17 protein-coding genes are annotated in these 17,940 nt (G+C 69.2%); 11 read left to right on the top strand and 6 right to left on the bottom strand.

The window, feature by feature from the left end; genetic code table 11:
- The first annotated feature begins 128 nt into the window (after nt 1-128).
- From ACWDR4_RS25875 to ACWDR4_RS25850, 6 genes are all read left to right on the top strand, one after another.
- Nucleotides 129-668 carry a hypothetical protein gene (locus ACWDR4_RS25875; RefSeq protein WP_450412084.1) on the top strand — a complete coding sequence of 180 codons (540 nt, stop codon included), beginning with the start codon at nt 129-131 and terminating at the stop codon, nt 666-668.
- Nucleotides 669-772: 104 nt separating this feature from the next.
- Complete coding sequence (locus ACWDR4_RS25870; protein WP_450412082.1) at nt 773-2,563, top strand: hypothetical protein; 1,791 nt, start codon at nt 773-775, stop codon at nt 2,561-2,563.
- Nucleotides 2,560-2,760, top strand: a complete 201-nt coding sequence (locus ACWDR4_RS25865) for a hypothetical protein (RefSeq protein ID WP_369035022.1) — start codon at nt 2,560-2,562, stop codon at nt 2,758-2,760. Before ACWDR4_RS25870 ends, ACWDR4_RS25865 begins: the two co-directional genes overlap by 4 nt.
- On the top strand, nt 2,757-3,314 hold the full coding sequence (locus ACWDR4_RS25860; RefSeq protein ID WP_450412079.1) for a hypothetical protein: 558 nt from the start codon (nt 2,757-2,759) through the stop codon (nt 3,312-3,314). The genes ACWDR4_RS25865 and ACWDR4_RS25860 overlap by 4 nt, the downstream gene beginning before the upstream one ends.
- A 91-nt stretch (nt 3,315-3,405) precedes the next feature.
- Entirely contained in the window at nt 3,406-4,971 is a 1,566-nt protein-coding gene (locus tag ACWDR4_RS25855; protein ID WP_450412077.1) for an AAA family ATPase, read from the top strand.
- Between the two features lie 98 nt (nt 4,972-5,069).
- Nucleotides 5,070-5,603, top strand: coding sequence for a hypothetical protein (locus tag ACWDR4_RS25850; RefSeq protein WP_450412075.1), 534 nt, complete (start codon nt 5,070-5,072; stop codon nt 5,601-5,603).
- 65 nt (nt 5,604-5,668) lie between these two features.
- Here the strand turns inward: ACWDR4_RS25850 and ACWDR4_RS25845 are convergent, their stop codons facing one another.
- Nucleotides 5,669-7,027 carry a M14 family metallopeptidase gene (locus ACWDR4_RS25845; RefSeq protein ID WP_450412073.1) on the bottom strand — a complete coding sequence of 453 codons (1,359 nt, stop codon included), beginning with the start codon at nt 7,025-7,027 and terminating at the stop codon, nt 5,669-5,671.
- Nucleotides 7,028-7,347: 320 nt separating this feature from the next.
- Here ACWDR4_RS25845 and ACWDR4_RS25840 point away from each other — a divergent pair, with 320 nt between their 5' ends.
- The 3 genes from ACWDR4_RS25840 (at nt 7,348) to ACWDR4_RS25830 (ending at nt 12,022) form a co-directional block, all read left to right on the top strand.
- On the top strand, nt 7,348-9,897 hold the full coding sequence (locus ACWDR4_RS25840) for a LuxR C-terminal-related transcriptional regulator (RefSeq protein ID WP_450412071.1): 2,550 nt from the start codon (nt 7,348-7,350) through the stop codon (nt 9,895-9,897).
- Nucleotides 9,898-10,033: 136 nt separating this feature from the next.
- On the top strand, nt 10,034-10,579 hold the full coding sequence (locus ACWDR4_RS25835) for an ATP-binding protein (protein WP_450412069.1): 546 nt from the start codon (nt 10,034-10,036) through the stop codon (nt 10,577-10,579).
- A gap of 105 nt (nt 10,580-10,684) precedes the next feature.
- Nucleotides 10,685-12,022, top strand: a complete 1,338-nt coding sequence (locus ACWDR4_RS25830) for an Nramp family divalent metal transporter (RefSeq protein ID WP_450412067.1) — start codon at nt 10,685-10,687, stop codon at nt 12,020-12,022.
- Nucleotides 12,023-12,036: 14 nt separating this feature from the next.
- Here ACWDR4_RS25830 and ACWDR4_RS25825 read toward each other — a convergent pair whose 3' ends face one another.
- Nucleotides 12,037-13,326 carry a hypothetical protein gene (locus ACWDR4_RS25825; RefSeq protein WP_450412065.1) on the bottom strand — a complete coding sequence of 430 codons (1,290 nt, stop codon included), beginning with the start codon at nt 13,324-13,326 and terminating at the stop codon, nt 12,037-12,039.
- Nucleotides 13,327-13,436: 110 nt separating this feature from the next.
- Nucleotides 13,437-13,949 (bottom strand): SigE family RNA polymerase sigma factor, encoded by a 513-nt coding sequence (locus tag ACWDR4_RS25820; protein ID WP_450412063.1) that lies wholly within the window; start codon nt 13,947-13,949, stop codon nt 13,437-13,439.
- A gap of 11 nt (nt 13,950-13,960) precedes the next feature.
- On the opposite strand from ACWDR4_RS25820, the gene ACWDR4_RS25815 reads away from it, so the two are divergent.
- Together ACWDR4_RS25815 and ACWDR4_RS25810 are read left to right on the top strand one after the other, a co-directional pair.
- Nucleotides 13,961-14,560: an Imm50 family immunity protein gene (locus tag ACWDR4_RS25815; protein WP_450412061.1), complete on the top strand. Its 600-nt coding sequence runs from the start codon at nt 13,961-13,963 to the stop codon at nt 14,558-14,560.
- A complete protein-coding gene (locus tag ACWDR4_RS25810) occupies nt 14,550-14,957 on the top strand; it encodes an Imm50 family immunity protein (protein ID WP_450412058.1) in 408 nt (135 codons plus the stop codon). Before ACWDR4_RS25815 ends, ACWDR4_RS25810 begins: the two co-directional genes overlap by 11 nt.
- A 126-nt stretch (nt 14,958-15,083) precedes the next feature.
- Here ACWDR4_RS25810 and ACWDR4_RS25805 read toward each other — a convergent pair whose 3' ends face one another.
- The 3 genes from ACWDR4_RS25805 to ACWDR4_RS25795 form a co-directional block, all read right to left on the bottom strand.
- Nucleotides 15,084-16,124, bottom strand: a complete 1,041-nt coding sequence (locus ACWDR4_RS25805; protein WP_450412056.1) for a hypothetical protein — start codon at nt 16,122-16,124, stop codon at nt 15,084-15,086.
- Complete coding sequence (locus ACWDR4_RS25800; RefSeq protein ID WP_450412054.1) at nt 16,112-16,774, bottom strand: hypothetical protein; 663 nt, start codon at nt 16,772-16,774, stop codon at nt 16,112-16,114. The genes ACWDR4_RS25805 and ACWDR4_RS25800 overlap by 13 nt, the downstream gene beginning before the upstream one ends.
- Before the next feature lie 155 nt (nt 16,775-16,929).
- A complete protein-coding gene (locus ACWDR4_RS25795) occupies nt 16,930-17,568 on the bottom strand; it encodes a hypothetical protein (protein ID WP_450412052.1) in 639 nt (212 codons plus the stop codon).
- Nucleotides 17,569-17,940 lie beyond the last annotated feature (372 nt).

Below are 17,940 nucleotides of genomic sequence, written 5' to 3'. Positions count from 1 at the left end.
CTAGTCTTCACTCGCTCGCATCAACTTCCTGCACCCGGTCGCAGCACCATCCCGTTTCACGCATCTCGTTTCACGCACCTCGCTTCACGCTTCACGCTTCTCGCAAGTCAACTCAAGTCGGGGGACACATGGGCCACTTGGAGCGGCCTCGGCGCGTCGTTCAGCCGGGCGGCGGTGCCGTCGCGCCGAAGACCACGTCGTCGGACGCGCTGCGCCGTACGGACCAGGGCACGGCCGGGGCGGGCAGCACCGCCGGATCCCGCCGAACCGTCGGCACATCAGGACCGGCGCCCGCCGCACCCCTGCGCCGGGAGCGGCTCGCCCCGCGTCCGCAGGCGCTGCGCGACGCGGTCGGCCGGCTGGACGCGGGCCTGGACGAACAGACGCGCCGGCAACTGGCCGAGTGGATCGGCGAGGAGTACCGGGCGAACTACGGCGAGATCCCGCTGGGCTTCCTCGCCCGCTGCTACCTGGGCCCGCCCTACGTCGATCACCAGTTGGACCTCTTCCAGGTGATCGTCCGCCACTTCGCCCCGTCCGACCAGGTGCCCGACCCGTTCTCGGGCGCCCGGATGCTGGTGCGCTCGGGCGGCTACGCCTTCGTCGAGGTCTACTCCGGCGGCCTGCTCCTGCCGGTCCTGGACGACGGCACGGTCGTACGTCCCTGACACCACCCCGATCGACCGCGCCCCCCACACCCTCACTCTCACCCCCCACCCGCACCCCCTCCCAACGCCATAGCCATGCGCCAGCCATGTGATCGGAGAAACGAATGTCCGAGGTGGACTACGCACTGCATCAGAAGGTGCAGCAGGTCAGCAACCTCGTGGTCCGGCTCAGTGAGCAGGTCGGCTCGGTGTCCGGCCAGGTCTCGGCCGTCGAGGCCAACCAGCAGCAGACCCGCACCGAACTCCAGCAACTGCGCGACGAGTTCCTCGCCTTCGTGCAGACCGCCCAGCTCACGGCCAACGTCCAGCGCGCCGAGACCCGGGTCGGGGTGATCCAGGACCAGGTGGACCACGAGTTCGGCCACCACAAGACGGTACGGCGCACCGCCGTCGGCATGCTCCAGGCCTTCGACCTGGGCCTGGTCTCCGAGGACAACGTCCGTGCTGTGGGCGACCAGTTGATGCTCCAGACGCCCCGCTACTGGCTCGCGCCCGCCCTGGTGGCCCTCGCCTCCTGGTCGGCCGACGACAGGTCGCTGTGCGAGAAGGCGGTCGAGGAGGCATTCCGGCGCTCCCCGGACCGGACCTCCCTCTTCTTCGCCCTGGTGCTGCGCCGCCAGGAACGCGCCCAGGCGGCCGTACGCTGGCTGCGCCACTACCTCCTCGCCCAGGACCCGGCGGCACTCGGCCGTGAGTTCGCGGTCATCCTGGAGTCCATAGCCCAGGGCGCGTTCGGACCCGCCGGGCGCGAACTCCTCGACGACACGCTGCACGGCTGGCGCGAGCAGCTGATGGGCGACGACCAGGCCCAGCAGCGCCAGATCACCCGCTGGCGCGACGAGATCGACTCCCTCGCCCAGCCCTCGGCCTCGGCGGAGTTCCTGCGCCTGGCCCAAGTGTCCCCGCAGTGGCCGCAGTTGGACGCGGTGCTCGGCCGGGCCCGTGCCCACCAGGTCGTGCTGGACAAGTACCGGGCCATCATGGACCGCGAGTTCCAGCCCTCGCAGCGGCTGGAGGACGCCGTCGACGACATCCTGGACCGGCTGGTCTCCGAGTACGACAACGAGGAACTGCCGCTCCGCCGCGACCTCGCCTTCAACCACGCGGTCATCGACCACGGCGGCGACCTGGACGCGGCCCGCAGAACGGCGGACGCGGACTCGGCCTCGTACGAGGAGACCCTCGACTACCTGACCGTGCAGACGACCGCCGCCCTCAACCCGGCGGCCATCGGCACCTCGCCCGCCACCCAGCGGCTGTCGGTCGCCGCCTGCCAGGAGTGGTTCCTCCAGGCGCACGCCGGTTTCACCCGCGACTACCGGGCAGCCGTACCCCCGGACGTACAGGCACAGTTCGGTACGGCGTACACGGTCGCGGCCCAGACCTTCCACCTCCCGCCCTGGGTCGGCTCGTTCACCCAGCAACTGGCGGACCTGGAACAGTCGTTGACGGCCCACTGGGACCACTACACCCGGCCCTTCATCGACCGGTTCGCCTACCCGTGGGCCAAGAAGGCGACCCCGCTCGGACTCACCGTGCTGGGCATCCTGGTGGTCATCGGGATGTTCTCGTTCCCGGCCGCGCTGGTGATCGCGATCCTCGTCGGCGGAGTCTGGGGGCTCATCCTGAACAACGGCGCCCAGGCCGCCCGCCGCCACCAGGACAACGCCCGCCGGATCCTGGAGGCGGCGAAACAGGAGTCCGTGCACAATCTGCGCGCGGCCTCCGCCGAACTCACCGACTGGAACGCCAAGTTGCGCACCGCCGACGCGGTGGAACCGCAGTGCCGGGAGCTGATCCAGTCGCTGCGCACGGCGACCCAGGGCGCCTCCCCGTTCGAGGGCCGCACCGTCTCCGGCTCAGCCACGACCGCCCAGGAGGACTCCGCGTCATGAGCACCCCGCCCGCGCCCCGCAGGCCCCCCGGGGACCCGCAGTGGTCGTCCGCCGGAGCCTCCCCCTGGGGCGCCACCCGCAAGCCCGCCGGAGAACGGGCGACCAGCCGCGTCCGCAAGGTCGTCGAGGGCCTGCCCGACTGGGAGCCCCTGCCACCCGGCGAGACCGTCGTCCGCAGACCGGGCGGCACGGTGTGACCACGTACTGGGGTCACGGCGGCCCGTACGAGACCTGGGTGGACTTCCTGCGCCGCTGGTCCGCCGAGGAGGACGTGTCCCCGGAGGCGCTTCCTCCCCTCGACCAGGAGGACTTCCCGGGCGAGACCTGGACCCGCCTCGCCGGTCACCTCGGCACGGCCCTCGACGCCCGCCTCACCGCCTGGGCCAACCGGCTCACCGAGGCCCTCCTCGCGGCCTCGGACGAGTTCTCGGTGGGCCGAGCCCTGGCCCAGGCGAGGACGGGGCTCTCCACGGTGCGGGCGGTCGCGGGCCACCCCGGCCTCCCCGAGTCCACCCGAACCCGCTTCACCGAACTGGTCGAGGCCCAGATCACCGACCTGCAACGCCAGTTGGAACGTCAACTGGATGAGTTGGCGGCGGCGAACGGCACGGACCAGAGGTGGGTGGAGCAGCGCAGACGGACGTTCCGCGACAACCCGCTCACGGTGGCGAGTTCGGTACCGGTGGCGGACCCATGGGCTCAGCCACAGGGACAGGAACGTCCAAAGCGCCGGGTGATCACTGACACCTAGGGGCGCGGGGAACTGCGCGACAAGCCCCCACCGGCCGGCACCCGCCGAACAACCCAACGCACCCCGAACCGAAGGCGAACCGAAGGCCCGCATGTCGAACTACTCAGAAAGCCTCGACCACCTAGACAGCTACATCTCCGCCCGCGTCCCAGTAATCGGCATGCGCACCATCGAACAACAACGAGCCCTACGCCTCCTCCGAGACGCAGCCCTCCAACCCCGCCGCAGCAGCATGCCCTTCTGGATCTACACCAGAGCAACAGGCCTCAGAGACCTCCGCACCAACACCCCCGTACAGGACGACCGCTCCCTCACGGGAGCCATGGACTTCGCCGCGACCCAGTTCAGCGGCAGAGCCAACGCCACCGTCATCCTGGTCGACCCCGACCACCTGGAGGACGACACCCCGGTCACCCGCCACATCGCCGAACTCGCCCGCCTCGCCGACAACAACAGCGGCAGCATCGTCCTGGTCACCGACGCCCCGATCTGGAGCGGCCTGCAACGGCTCGGCATGAGCCTGCACCTGGACCTGCCGGACACCGACGAGATGTACGGCACCCTCGCCGGCTTCCTCGGCGACCACAACGGCGTCATCCCGATCGAGTGGGACGAGGACGACGCCCGGCGCGCCGCCGAGTTCCTCAGCGGGGTCACCGAGGCCGAGTGCATCAACCTGATGGCGACCATCGCGGCGAAGGGCTCGATCCAGAAGGCGGACGTCCTCGGCCTCGCCCAGGCCAAGGACCGCATCTTCAGCAACCTCACCGGACTCGAACGCGTCCAGCTCAGGGAGGGCGACTACACCGTCGGCGGCCTGAGCAGCCTGCGCGAGTGGCTGAAGCGGAAGCACGACATGATGCACGCCGACCTGAGGGAGACGGCGCTGCGGCCCCCGAGGGGCGTGCTGCTGGTGGGCGTACCCGGCTGTGGGAAGTCGCTCTCCGCGAAGGCCATCGCGCACGAGTGGCAGCTCCCGCTCTACCGGCTCGACATGGCGAGCATCCACGGCAAGTACCTGGGAGAGTCCGAGGGCCGGTTCCGGGAGGCGCTGGCGATGGCGGACCGGGTGGCGCCGTGCATCCTGTGGATCGACGAGATCGAGAAGGGCCTGGCGGGCAAGGACGACATGTCCGGCGTACCGCAGCGGATCATCGGGCAGTTCCTGTTCTGGCTCCAGGAGTCGCGGTCGAGGGCGTTCGTCGTGGCCACCGCGAACGACGTGCGCAGTCTGCCGCCCGAGCTGCTGCGCAAGGGCCGCTTCGACGAGCTGTTCTTCGTGGACCTGCCCGACAGCCAGGACCGCAAGGAGATCATCGAGATGTACTACCGCCGCTACCTCAAGATGGACCCCGGCCCTGAACAGGTGGACCGGCTGGTCGACCTCTCCGAGGGCTTCGCGGGCTCCGACATCGAGTCCACGCTGCACGACGTGGGCGAGGAGGCGTTCCGTACGGGCGGTGCCGACCGGCTGAAGCCGTCGTTCCTGCTGGACACCTTCGCCAACACGGTTCCGCTGAGCAGGGTGAACCCCGAGCAGATCGAGGAGATCAGGGCCTGGGGCCGGGAGCGCGCGGTACCGGCGGGCCGCTCGGCGACGACCACGGCGGCGGGCGCGGCGGCACCGAGGCGGAAGATCGTCTTCATGGACGAGTGAACGGATTGGTGGGGGACGGGCGATCTCTTCTGGTCTTCTTCGGATCTCTCGGGCCCCTGCTGTCCCATGACACAGCAATGTCCGCCATACTTCCGCCTGTGGAGCAGCGCATAGGTTCGAGCAGCAAGCCCCTGGAAACCGCCGCGGTCGACCCGGCGGCCATCCCCGGGCTCACTTCACCCGTGCCGGCGGAGCCGGAGGACGGGACCCCGGACCCGGTGGAGGAGACCACCTCGGAGGCGGAGGCCCCCGAGGACTCGGAGACCCCCGAGACCTCTGATGCCGAGACCGAGACCTCTGAGGTCGAGACGGAGACCCCGGAGGCCGAGGGCCCCGTCTTCGAGGCGTCCGACCGCCGGGCGAAGATCATCGCCGACCACAGCGGCGTACGGCTCTCCCTGGACGACCAGGAGTGCGAGTTCCGCTGGGACGAGATCGGCGCCGTGGAGACGGAGACGTCCCGCTTCGGCAAGCGGTTCACGGTGACGGTCCACACCCCGGACCGCCGCTGGTACCCGGTCGAGATCGAAGCGAAGGCGAAGTCTCAGCACGCGGAGTGGGAAACGGACCTGGACAAGGTCCTGGACACCTACTTCGAAGACGAGAAAGAGGTCGAGGAGAGCGCCCCCTAAGGGGCGCGGGGAACTGCGCGACCAGCCACAGCCGGCCCGCAGCTCCCCACTACCTCAGACACCCCTCACGAGCAGTACTGAGCCTGCTTACCGATGGACCGGTACATGCAGTCCGAGTTCTCCAGCAGCTGCAACACCGCATCCCGGTTACGAGCCGTCTCCCGGTCGATCACCTCATCGGGCGGATAGAACCCACCCCCCGAGCTGGACGTCGGATACATCTCGAACGTGTACGCGAAGATCTTCTGACTGCCCCAGAGGTAGTCGTCGATCGACCCGTCGGTGATGTACAGGTCGCTGGACTGCTCCGGCGTGTACCCGTTGCTCGCCGCCATCTTGCCGCCGACCGTCGCGAACGCGTCCCGGTCGTCCTGGGTCATCCCCGTCGTGGTGTTGGCGGTCGTGTACCCGAAGGGCCACAGCACCAGCTCGCTGTACGTGTGGAAGTCGATGCCCGTCTTGATCTGCTGGACGCCGCCGACGACCCGGCTGCGGACGAAGTTGGCGACCACCTTGACCTCGGGCGCGGACTCGGGGGCCGTACCCCTGTAGGTCTCCGAGGACGTCGACCCGGAGGAGCCGCCGCAGCAGCCCCACTGGTAGTTCCAGTTGCGGTTCATGTCCGTACCGACGTACGACGAACCGGAGTTGGGCTGCCGGTTCTTGCGCCACGAGCGGTACGAGCCGGTCGCGATGTCGTACTCGCCGCCGTCCGGGTTGAGGTCCGGGACGATCCAGATCTCCCGGGAGTCGAGCATGGCCTTGACCCGGGAGTCGGTGGCGTAGGTGGAGGTCAGGTTGCGCAGCAGGTAGAGCGCCATCTCGACGGTGAGGTGCTCACGGGCGTGCTGGTGGTGGGTGAACAGCACCTCCGGCTCGGCCTCGTCGGTGCCGACGTTGTCGCTGAGCTTGATGGCGACGATGTTCCGGCCCGAGTACGACGTACCGATGACCCGCTGGCTGGCGATGGAGGAGTTGGCCGAGACGAGGGAGTTGATCTCCGTCGTCATCTCCGCGTAGTTGTGATAGCGGGAGTCGGCCGTGGGGAAGTCGAGCAGCCGTACGTCGTCGGCGCTGCTGGAGCGGTCCGGGGCCGAGCCCAACAGGGTGATCTCGTAACCGCGTTGGGCCAGCTTCTTGGCCTGGTCGGCGCGACCGGAGACCACGATGGTCTCCTCGTCGGCCTCGTCCACGGTCACGCCCGACGCCATGATGTCGGTGCGGACGTCGGACGTGGAGTTCGCGAAGTTGATCTCGTACTGGCGGATGTCGTCCGCCGAGGCGGCCGGACGCTTGGCGCTGGTCGCGGTGGCGTCGGGTGTCGTGGAGGTGACGCCGACGGCGAGCGCGAGGGACAGCAGGCCGACGACAGCGGCGGATCGTCTGCCGCTGCGGGCGCCTGAGCCTCGTATGCGAAGTCGCATGAAGTCTCCTGATTTCTCCGGTAGTTCCGGGATCTCCGGAAGCTGGGAGTGGAGCGGGGGGTGGTTCTCCGGTGCGACGGACTGGTGCGGGTGTGGCGCTCATGGTGCGGCTATGGCATGAGCAGGTCAAGAGCGCCTAAAGGGCGATGGCGTGAACGGGCCGGCCGTACGGGCCGGAAAGGGCCGCTGGCAAGGAGGTCGCGTGTCGGCGGCGCGCAGGATACGCGTGCCCGCGCCGCCCGTCCCGGCTCCTCGGCAAGTGCACACGTGTGTGTGACCGCGTGTGTGTATCCGCGGGGAGCTGTTGGAAGGTACCGATCATGGGCGGATCAGCGCCACGAACGGACTGCCGCTCACCGGCCGGGCGGACACCAGCCGAACCGCCGGTGTCGGAGACCACCAGCTTCGTCGACCGCCGCGACGAACAGGCCGAAGTCCGCGCGCTGTTGGCCAAGGCCCGGCTGGTCACGCTGACCGGCCCGGGCGGCGTCGGCAAGACCCGCCTCGCCGTACGTGTCGCGACCCGCGTGGCCCGTGCCTTCCCGGACGGCGTCCGTTTCGCCCACCTCGCCGACCTCGACGACCCGGACCTCGTACCGCGGGCGGTCGCCGACGCGCTGGGTCTGCACGGCCACGCCGGGCACCGTCAGCTGGACGCCCTCGCCGACCGGCTGAGCACCCGCCGTCTCCTCCTGGTCCTCGACAACTGCGAGCACCTGCACCGGGCCTGCGCCGAACTCGCCGGCGCACTCCTGCACCGCACCACGGGCGTACGTGTCCTCGCCACCAGCCGGCACCGTCTGGGCCTGACGGAGGAACACCTGCTGGACGTACGCCCGTTGCCGCTCCCGGACCCGGACGGCGACCTCTCCGCGGCCCACCGCCACCCGGCCCTCGCCCTCTTCGCCGACCGGGCCGCCGCGGTACTCCCGGGCTTCACCCTCACCCCCGCCAACCGCACGGCCGTGGCCCGCCTCTGCCACCGCCTCGACGGCCTCCCCCTGGCGATCGAACTCGCGGCGGCCCGCATGGGCGAACTCGGCGACCAGGACATCACCGGCCTGCAGACCCGCATCGATGACGAGCAAGCCAGTCGTCGTGGTGACCGCCACGGCACCCTGCGCGCGACGATCGACCGGAGCCACCAACTGTGCACGCCGGAAGAGCGGTTGGTGTGGGCGCGGGCGTCGGTGCTGGCCGGAGACTTCGACCTGGAGACGGCGGAGGCCGTGTGCGGGGAGGGCGCCGACGACGTCCTGGAAGCCGTGACCGGGCTGGTCGGCAAGTCCGTACTGAGCCGGGAGACCGACCCGGACGGCGGCGTACGGTACCGGCTGCTCGACACCCTCCGGCGGTACGGCCTCGACCGGTTGAGGCAGCGGCCCGGAGCGGAACGGGCCGCCCGGCGCAGGCACCGCGACTGGACCGGGACCCGGGCGACGGCGTACGAACAGGCCTGGTTCGGCCCCGACCAGCGACAGCTGGCCGCCCGCCTCCGCGCCGACCGGGCCAACCTCCGGGCTGCGCTGGACTTCAGCCTTGGCGGCTCCGGAAGCCCCGGGAGCCCCGGCAGCTCTGGAGGCCCCGGAGTAGAGGTCAGGGCCGGCGGAGGGGGCTCCGAAGGCCGCCGCCCCGGCCTCGGTGTCGATCGGGCCAGCCTCCGTGGTGAGTTGGACTTCAGCTCCGGAGGCTTCGGACGGCTCGGAAGCCCCGAAAGCCCCGGTACGGAGATCAGGGCGGGCGGGGGAGCCCCCGACGACCCCCGCGCCGCCCTCCGTCTCGCCGGCGCCCTCTGGTTCCACTGGTACGCGTCCGGCGTACCCGGTGAAGGCCGGTACTGGCTCGACCGCGCCCTCGAAGCGAACCCCGAGCCGAGCCGGGAACGGGCCCGCGCGCTGTGGGCCGCCGGACTGCTGGGGCTGCTCTCCGGCCCGCCCGAGGAACTCGCCCGGGGACGGCGGCGCGCCGAGGAGGCGCGAGCCCTCGCCCGACGCCTAGGTGACGCCGCCGAGGCCGCGCACGCCGGGTACGCCGTAGGGGTCGGCCTGCTGCTCGGCGGTGAACCGGCCGCTGCCCTGCGGCACTTCGAGGACGCCGTGGCGCGGGGACCCGTACCCGGCGGTCATACCGCCCTCATTGGGCTCGAACGCGTCCAACTCGCCTGTGCGCTCGCGGCCTTGGGCGAGGCGGACCGGGCGGTCGCCCTCTGCGAGAACGTCCTGCGGGTGTGCGGGGAGCACGGCGAGCAGTGGGTGCGTTCGTACGCCCTGCGCGCGCTCGCCCACGCCCACGCCCTCCGCGAGGACTGGCGCCGGGCCGAACCGCCCGCCCGCGAGGCCCTGAGCGTCGCGCACACCCTGCACGACGTCCTCGGCATCGCCCCCGCCCTCGACCTGCTCGCCCTGACCGCGACCGCCCACCACCACGCCCACGAACGCGCCGCCGTCCTGCTGGGCGCCGCCGACCGCGTACGGTCCACCCCGTCCGACTCCGTACGGCAGGACGCCGGGACCGGGGCGCGCGAGGGTCTCGGGCGACGGGCGTACGAGCGGGCGTACCGGCGGGGAGAGCGCTTCGGGCTCACGGGGATCGTCAAGTACGCGCTGAGGGAGGAGGATTCGGGGGACGGGAGATCCGAACCACCGCCGTCGTCGTCCAGTCCTCACGGCTTGAGCGACCGAGGTACGCGTCTCACCCGCCGGGAGACCGAGGTCGCCGCACTCATCGCCGAGGGCCTGGCCAACCAGCAGATCGCAGACCGGCTGGTGATCGCCCGCCGCACCGCCGAGGGCCACGTGGAACGCATCCTCGGCAAACTGGGCCTCAGCAACCGCACCCAGATCGCGGCCTGGGTGACAACACATCGTTGAGACCGCACGGTTGAAACCGTGCACCGTTGAGACCGCTTCGTTGATGGTGCGTACGGGGGCAGTGGGGGACCGGGGGAGCCGGAAACAGGTATTTCTACCCGCGCGCGGGGGCGCCCGTGGAGGCGATGCTGAAGGCATGCTGCAACTCTCCGGGGGCTCCGGGGGACACGTCCCGGATCCCGTCCCTCGGTATGGCTCGTACCCCCAACCCCCGCTGGGGGCAGGCCATCTGAGCGTCGAGTACGACCCGCGCCCCACCGCGGCCCGCGAGGCCCGGGCGGAGGTGCGCAGGCAGTTGGAGGAGTGGGGCCTGACCGACCGCGACGACCTGACCGACCGGGAGAACCGGGACGACCGGGACGATCCGACGGGCCGGGACGACCTCGTCGACGTCGCGGAACTGCTCGTCAGCGAGCTGGTCACCAACGCCGTGCTGCACGCCGCGAGCCGGTTCCGGCTCACCCTGACGGCCGCACACGGCATCCTGCGCTGCGAGGTCACCGACACCGGCCGCCGTACTCCGCGCGTCCGGCACGCGGGCGCCGCGGAGAGCGGCCGGGGGATGTTCCTGGTGGACGCGCTCGCGAGGCGCTGGGGCTGCCACCAGGACGGGCCGGGCAAGACCGTCTGGTTCGAGCTCGGCACCTGCGGGTCCGACGGCTGTGGTCGGCGACAGCCGTAGCGTCCCGCAGGTCCCAGTTCCGGACGCCGGATGCCCCGGCTGTCCACCCTCCGGCTCCGGAACGCCCTCTTGTGCGACCAGCCCCTTTGCGCTTTCTTGACGTACATGGCGGACACCACAGGAAACTCCGGAAACACCACGGAAGCAGGGGCCACAGGCGTCACCCCAGGCCCCGAATCCGGTCCCCGCAAGTCCAGTTGGAAGTACATCGGCCCGGGAATCGTGGTCGCCGCGACAGGCGTCGGCGCCGGCGACCTGGTGGCGACGCTCATCGCGGGCAGCAACTTCGGCTACACGCTCCTGTGGGCCGCCGTACTCGGCTGTCTGGTGAAGATCTCCCTCGCCGAGGCGGCGGGCCGCTGGCACCTCTCCACCGGCCGCACCCTCTTCGACGGCTGGGCGAGCCTCGGCCGCTGGACGACGTACTTCTTCGTCGCGTACGTGGTGATCTGGGGCTTCGTGTACGGCGCGGCGGCGATGTCGTCGAGCGCGCTGCCGCTGCAGGCGCTGTTCCCGGACGTCATGGACCTCAAGTGGTGGGCGATCGCCTGCGGGTTGTCGGGCCTCGTCTTCGTCTGGTTCAACAAGTACGAGGTCTTCGAGAAGGTCATGACCGTGCTGGTGGGCGTGATGTTCGTCGTCACGGTCTACCTGGCGATCCGCGTCACCCCGAACCTCGGGGACGCCTTCGCGGGCCTGCTGCCGGTGCTCCCCGACGAGAAGGACTCGGTCCTCAACACGCTGGGCCTGATCGGCGGCGTGGGCGGCACCATCACCCTTGCGGCGTACGGCTATTGGGTCAACGCGAAGGGCTGGACGAACACGGGCTGGATGAAGGTGATGCGCTTCGACAACCGGGTCGCGTACGCGACGACGGGCATCTTCGTCGTCTCGATGCTGTTCGTGGGCGCGGAGTTGCTGCATTCGGCGAACGTGGCGATCGCGAGCGGCGACAAGGGCCTGATCCAGCTGAGCGACATCCTGGAGGACAAGTACGGCACGGCGACCGCCAAGTTCTTCCTGATCGGCTTCTTCGCCACCTCCTACACGTCGTTGATCGGCGTCTGGCACGGAGTGAGCCTGATGTTCGCGGACTTCGTGGAACGCTTCCGCGGTACCCGGACCACGGGCGAGGAGGTCGCCTCGGGCGCGCGGCAACGGTCGTGGCCGTTCCGCGCGTACCTGCTGTGGCTGACCTTCCCGCCCATCGTCCTGCTCTTCCAGGACCAGCCCTTCCGGCTGATCATCCTGTACGGCGTCCTGGGCGCGGCCTTCCTCCCCTTCCTGGCCGGCACCCTGCTGGTCCTGCTCAACTCCTCCCGCACGCCCGCCGAATGGCGCAACCGGCTGCTCAGCAACACGATGCTGGCGGTCGCGGGTCTGCTGTTCCTGGTGCTGTGCGTGAAGCAGATCTGGGACCAGCCGTGGTCGGAGTTCTTCTGACCCTAGGTCGGTTCTCAGTCGGTGCTCGGCACCAGCTCGCGCCACTTCGGGCTGGTGGCGATCGCCTTGAGCTGGTCGAGGGTCAGGGCGGGTGTGGCACGGGTCGGGCCGGTGTTCTGGCTGCCGGAGTTGAAGGCCATGACGACCACCCGCATACCGTCGGTCCGGATGGTGTCGGCGGTCCGCATGATGAGCCCGAGCCCCTTGTCGTCGCCGATGCCCTGCTTGACGACGACCTTCGTCCCGTCGGGCAGGGTCTCGGGGTTCCGGTCGGGGCCGAAGAGCTGGTCCTCGACGTCCGACATATCGGGCTGCACATTGATCTGGACGAAGCTCTTGCCCTTGCCGTCGTCGACCACGACGTACCCGTACTCGGCTTCCTGGCCGCCCTTGGAGACCACGTCGAGGCCGGCGGGGAGCAGACCGGTGAGCGTCGTCAGGATGGCGCCGCCCTCGGCCGCCGGAGGCGTGGTGGGCGTCGGCGAGGTCTCGACCTCGGTCGACTTCGGGATGGCGTTGACGGCCCTGAGCCACGCCGGATCGGTGACCAGGGTCTTCAACTGCGCGCTGTCCAGCGGAGGTTCGTCCCGGCTGATGGGCGCGTCCTTCTCGGCGGCGGCGTTCCACTCCATCACCGACACATGCTCCCCTTCGGGCGTGACGAGGTCGGCCGTCCACAGCTTGGTGTCCACGCGGCGGTCCGGATACTCGTACCCCTTGAGGATCCTGAGCACCGCGCCACCGGACAGCGTGCTCGACACACAGTCGTCGTACGGGGTCAGCGTCTTGTCGGGGCACTCGGTCGTCTCCCGGGCCCGCCCGCTCCCCGGCTCGACCCGGCCGAGGCTGACGGAGAGCGCGGCGGCGCCCTTCCCGTCGTCGTACACGGCGTACGCGTACGGCCCGGTCCTGGCGTCAGTGCCACGAGCCGACTCGTTGCTGAACTGACCGCCCGCGGGAAGCAACTCCTTGAGGGAGGCGAGCAGTTGGGCGCCGGAGACCGGAGATGGAGTGGCGGTTCCGGTGGCATCACCAGGTCCGACGGTCGTCCCGCCGGCCCCCACGGCGCGCTGCCCGGTCCCGTCGCCGCCCCAGGGCGCGACCAGCGCGCCGCCCACCCCCACCAGCGCGATCGCGGCGGCACCGCTGACGACAGCGGTCCGGCGGCGCATACGAAGCCTGCGCCCCCGGGTCTCGCCACCGGCGACGAGGGCGGCACGATCGGCGTCGAAGGCACCACCGGCGTTGCGCAGGGCGGAGCCGAGCCGCTCCTCGAACTGGTCGTCACGTTGTTCAACGGGCATGGCGAACCACCACTTCTGCTGTGTAGGGAATGTGTACCGGAAGGGGGAGGGAGCAGTCAGGGGCCTCGGGAAGAGCGGGCCTCGGAGAGCGGACCTTGGCGAACTACCGCTCAGCGGGCCGCGTACTCGCCGAGTTCCTCACCGAGGAGGGCGCGCAGCCGGGCGAGGGCGCGGACACAACGGGTGCGTACGGCGGCCGAGCTGACGTTCATCGCGCTCGCGGTCTCCTCGATGGAACGGTCCTCCCAATAGCGCAGGACGACCACCGCCCGGTCTTTCGGCGGGAGTTGGGCGAGCGCCTCGACAAGGGTGAGCCGCATGGTCACATCGCCACCGGCGGAGGGAGCGGGGAACTCGGGCAGCACGTCGGTGGCCCGCTCGGTACTGCTGCGGCGCCGCTGATGCGCGAGGAAGGTACGGGTGAGCACCGTCTGCGCGTACCCCGCCGGGTTGCTGGCGCGGGAGACGCGTCCCCAGTTGACGTACAGCCGCCCGAGCGTCTCCTGCACGAGGTCCTCCGCGAGATACGTGTCCCCGGCGGTGAGCAGACACGCGGAGCGGTACAGATACCCCGCACGCGCCGCCGCGAACTCCGCGTACTCGTCAGCGCGGACCCTTCTCATACGTTCCCCCTGTGCCTGCGACGCACCGACGTCATGCGCGTGTGAACTGTCCTCACCTCATTGATGCGGTGGACACGGGGAAATGTTTCACCATCGAGAATCTTCTCGTGAACCCGGAAGCACTCAACTGGCTCCACGGCCATGTCCTGGACGTCAATGTCCTCAGTGACGTCAGTGCCCTCAGCGACGTCAGAATCAGATCGATCAACCTGAACTGGCGCGGGCCCACACTGACGCTCCGTGTCGACCTGCCCTCCTTCCCCGCTTCGGCACCACAGGAGTGGACCGATGCGGGGATGGACACGGTGCAGTGTCAACTCCAGTTCCTGGCACTGGAGAACATCTCCCTCACCGACTGGGACCCGCCATCAGTCGGCAGCGTAGAGATGTCCCCATGGGGCAGGGAGCGCCGCATGCGGGTAACCGCAGACGGCCGAGGCGTGGCGCTCCGATTCGACTGCAGCGAGTCCGTGCGCGTCAGCCATGTCAGTGCGTTCCAGATCCAGGCCGACGGATCGGACAACGGACCGCATCTCTTCGTGAGCAGGATCGACGCCCGACGGCACACCTTCCTTCCCCTGACCGATGAGAAGACGTTCTATGAGCGCTGAGTGGTCGCAACTCCTCGCATCTGCCGAATACCTGGGGGAGTTGTACGACGGCACCCCACCCCCGACCGACGCGTGCGACCTCTTCTACGTGCACATCGACGAACGGGAGAACTCGGTGACCCTGGGCTTCGACACCAGGGCCTTCCCGGCGAACCTGCCCCCCGAATGGCGGGGAAAGGACTTCAACGCCTTCGAATTCCACCTGTTCTTCACAGGGGTGACCGATCTCCGGGTCACGGGCTGGGGAGCTTCCGAAGCGAAGACGACCGCTCTGACCGCCCAAGACGGAGGACGCTTCGACGTGACCCTCGGCTCCGAGACGTCCGGCATCACGTTCCGTGCCGCTGCGGCCCGTCTGAGCAGAACACGCGCCTACCTAGCTTCGAACAACCCCTGACCCTGAAATCCGCCACACTCCGGATGGCCGTCCACGACAGCCACCCCTCCACACCCGACCGAACCTCGCGGCGGCGAAGTGCGGATCGGGTAGGAGGGGCAGCAAGGGCCGATGGAGAGAGGTGGCTCAGCGATTGACGGCCTGGATCTCCTGAACGACGACGGCCTGCTCGGCGCCGAACTCCCCGTCGGGCAGGTCCACGGGAACGTTGACGCCGGTCCCGGTCCAGGAGATCTTCCAGGTGATGGTGGCACGGAGCGGATAGGACCCGTCGCCGGAGGAGCGCAGGTACTTCACACCGCAGGGCGGCGTCTGGCTCGCCTTCCCGGCGGCGTACGGCTCCCCGATACGCCCGTTGACGAAGGTGCACACACCGGACGCGGGGTAGACCTGGGCGTCGGCGGTACCGGGCTCGATCCTGAGGGAGACGGGCTCGGCGACGGTCGTGGCCTCCATCCCCAGAACCGGAACGGACGCGGTCACGGAGACGGGCTTGAACTGCGCCGCGTCCAGCCAGGCCCAGGTGGGAAGGTTGACCTTGGTTTCGCCGGCGGGGGCGAGGGTCACTTTGGTGGAGGGGACGCGGATCTCGTTGTAGGCGAGTCCGGCGAGGATCTCCGGGGTGATCGTGTTGGGGATGTTCGCAGGCGGGGCATCACCCGTGTCCACCCAGAAGTAGTCCTCGGTGCAGGAGTCCCAGCCCGGCGGGTAGGACTTGTTGACGTACGAGCCCCACCAGTAGCCCTTGCCGGCCTTGTCCTTGTTGAAGTCCTTCGAGGGATCGTCCTTGTTCAGGTACTTCTCCCGCTGCTCGGCATCCCACTCGTACCCCGTGGACTCCGCCTCCCAGACCGGCTCCTTGACCTTCTGAAGCTCGTCCGGCGAGTACGTCGGGGCATACCAGCAAGCGGGCGGCGTCCAGCTGGTGGACGCGGTGACAGGCCCGGCCGACTCCCCGGTCCCGTTCTTGGAACGGTCGTAGACGACGGCTCCGGCGGTGGCGGTGAGGTTCTGGCCGTCTTGGCCGCCTGCCACCTGGGTCCCGGTGCCGTTGGTGTTTCCGTCCCCGTAATCGGCGAACGCCGGTGCAGGGCACAGCAACAGGGCCCCGGCGGTGAAGGCGACAACTGCCGGGCCTGCGAATGTTCGGTGTATCAGGGCTGGCATACGGAACTCCCCCGTTCTGATGTCAGCGTCTCAGTGATCCAAATGCCCTGCTCATTGACCCGCAGTCGGCTGCTGTAGAGGACGTAGCTGTTCTTCGACGCCGCGGTCACGTTGGTCTTGCCGGTCGTGAGGCTCTTGTCGTACGCCTTGCTCTGATCCTCGCAGTAGACGAGGCCGGCGGTTCCGTCACTGTTGACGTTCACTTTGGCGTCGAAGTACCGCTTGGCGCCGGTGATGCGGCTCTTGTTGTCCACGAACGCCTGGATGAACTTCTCACTCCCGGCCGCCGCCTCGCCCTCGGAGTAGAACTGGTACGCCTTGTGCAACGGATCCTGCTCGGCGATCGCCATGTCCACGGCCTTGAGGAACTGCTCGCTGTCGTTGAGAGCGGCGTCCTTGTCCTTGTCGCCGGTCTTGGGCCATTCGAAGGTGTACGTCAGATCGGACGGCAGCTCGATCTTCGGCCGGTCGGCCGAGTCGGCCGACGCCGAGGCGGATGCCGTCGGCGATGCCGAGGTCTCGCTCCCGGTGTCGGCCCCGGCGATCTTGTCGTTGTCCTTGGACTCGCCGTCGTCGCCGCCACAGGCAGTCAACAACAGGGCCGCGGACGCGACGAGCGCGGCAGCAACGGGCAAAGAGCGGCGCTTCACAGTGGAACCCCCGTGAGACAGATGTGCTGGCAAAACCTAGACGGTATCGGTGGGACCGGTGGTTCCGCCAGGCTGCCAAGGTTGCGCTGTGGCAACGGCAAAGAACTGGTCGCCGTACGTGCTCTTCGACCCGTCCGTCTCCGGTGTCTGCTGCGTCACGGCTGGCACTTGTCGGCTCCACGGGTGGACGTGACCTTCACCGTTTCCCAGACGCCGGCCTTGTTCTTCCGCACCTGAACGCCGTAGGCGACGTAGCTGTCCTTGCTGACCGGTGTCTTCTTGACCTCTCCGGTCTTGATGACCTTGCTGAACCCCTTGCCCTCGTCCCCGCAGTAACTCAGCGAAGCGCTGTCCTCGCTGCTGACGTTGACCTGGCGATCGTAGTAATTCACGGTGCCAGTAACCGTCCACCCTGCGTCCGCGAATGCCTTCACCCACTGCTCGGCAGCCACCGCTCCCTCCCCCTCCGTGTAGAACTCAAGGGCGGGAAGGCGCGGGTTCTGGGCGACGATGGCCGCGTCGAGCGCACGGATCATCTCCGCGTTGTCCTTGAGGACGGCGTCCTTGACGGGGTCACCGGTTTCCTCGGGAGCAAAGGTGTGCGTGATGTCCGACGACAGTTCGATCTTCGGGCGACCGGCGGAAGTTGCCGAGGCCGACCTGGAGACTGTGGGCGACGCGGACACTGCGCTCCCGCCATCGGATCCGGCGGCCTTGTCGTTGTCCTTCGATGTCCCCTCACTGTCGCTGCCGCCACACGCGGTCAGCAGAAGTGCCGCCGCCGCGACGAACACGGCAGCAATGGGCGGAGCGTGGCGCTTCACAGTCGACTCCCCGTGAGACAGATGTGCTGGCAAAGCCCATACGGTATCGGGGGTCTCGGACAATCACCCTCCGAGGACCTTCTGGTCGCGCCGAGCCCGGCGACGACGGGTACGAGACCCGAGAGGTCCACCAGTACCAGCTCACCGGCGCGTAGCACCTTCACCTCGAACTCCCGTGTCCAGTAAGTTCGCGTGTGCGTACGACTGTTGCCGTTGAGGTTCGTGTCACGGGGGTTGTGGGATGGCTGGGTATCGGCCGGCGGATTGGCATGTGCTGGACCTGGACAAGGACCCCACCCCGGGTGACCCGGACCGGGTGCGTCAACTGGCCCGTACGCTGCA

It is taken from the genome of Streptomyces sp. NPDC000878, from assembly GCF_053599695.1.
Note: the sequence above shows the minus strand (reverse complement) of the source record. Positions and strands in the feature narration are given on the sequence as shown.

Coding starts and splice junctions, on each gene's coding strand:
- ACWDR4_RS25865 (WP_369035022.1), top strand. CDS start 2,560: ATGAGCACCCCGCCCGCGCCCCGCAGGCCCCCCGGGGACCCGCAGTGG.
- ACWDR4_RS25855 (WP_450412077.1), top strand. CDS start 3,406: ATGTCGAACTACTCAGAAAGCCTCGACCACCTAGACAGCTACATCTCC.
- ACWDR4_RS25875 (WP_450412084.1), top strand. CDS start 129: ATGGGCCACTTGGAGCGGCCTCGGCGCGTCGTTCAGCCGGGCGGCGGT.
- ACWDR4_RS25840 (WP_450412071.1), top strand. CDS start 7,348: ATGGGCGGATCAGCGCCACGAACGGACTGCCGCTCACCGGCCGGGCGG.
- ACWDR4_RS25810 (WP_450412058.1), top strand. CDS start 14,550: ATGAGCGCTGAGTGGTCGCAACTCCTCGCATCTGCCGAATACCTGGGG.
- ACWDR4_RS25845 (WP_450412073.1), bottom strand. CDS start 7,027: ATGCGACTTCGCATACGAGGCTCAGGCGCCCGCAGCGGCAGACGATCC.
- ACWDR4_RS25870 (WP_450412082.1), top strand. CDS start 773: ATGTCCGAGGTGGACTACGCACTGCATCAGAAGGTGCAGCAGGTCAGC.
- ACWDR4_RS25825 (WP_450412065.1), bottom strand. CDS start 13,326: ATGCCCGTTGAACAACGTGACGACCAGTTCGAGGAGCGGCTCGGCTCC.
- ACWDR4_RS25830 (WP_450412067.1), top strand. CDS start 10,685: ATGGCGGACACCACAGGAAACTCCGGAAACACCACGGAAGCAGGGGCC.
- ACWDR4_RS25820 (WP_450412063.1), bottom strand. CDS start 13,949: ATGAGAAGGGTCCGCGCTGACGAGTACGCGGAGTTCGCGGCGGCGCGT.
- ACWDR4_RS25835 (WP_450412069.1), top strand. CDS start 10,034: ATGCTGCAACTCTCCGGGGGCTCCGGGGGACACGTCCCGGATCCCGTC.
- ACWDR4_RS25805 (WP_450412056.1), bottom strand. CDS start 16,124: ATGCCAGCCCTGATACACCGAACATTCGCAGGCCCGGCAGTTGTCGCC.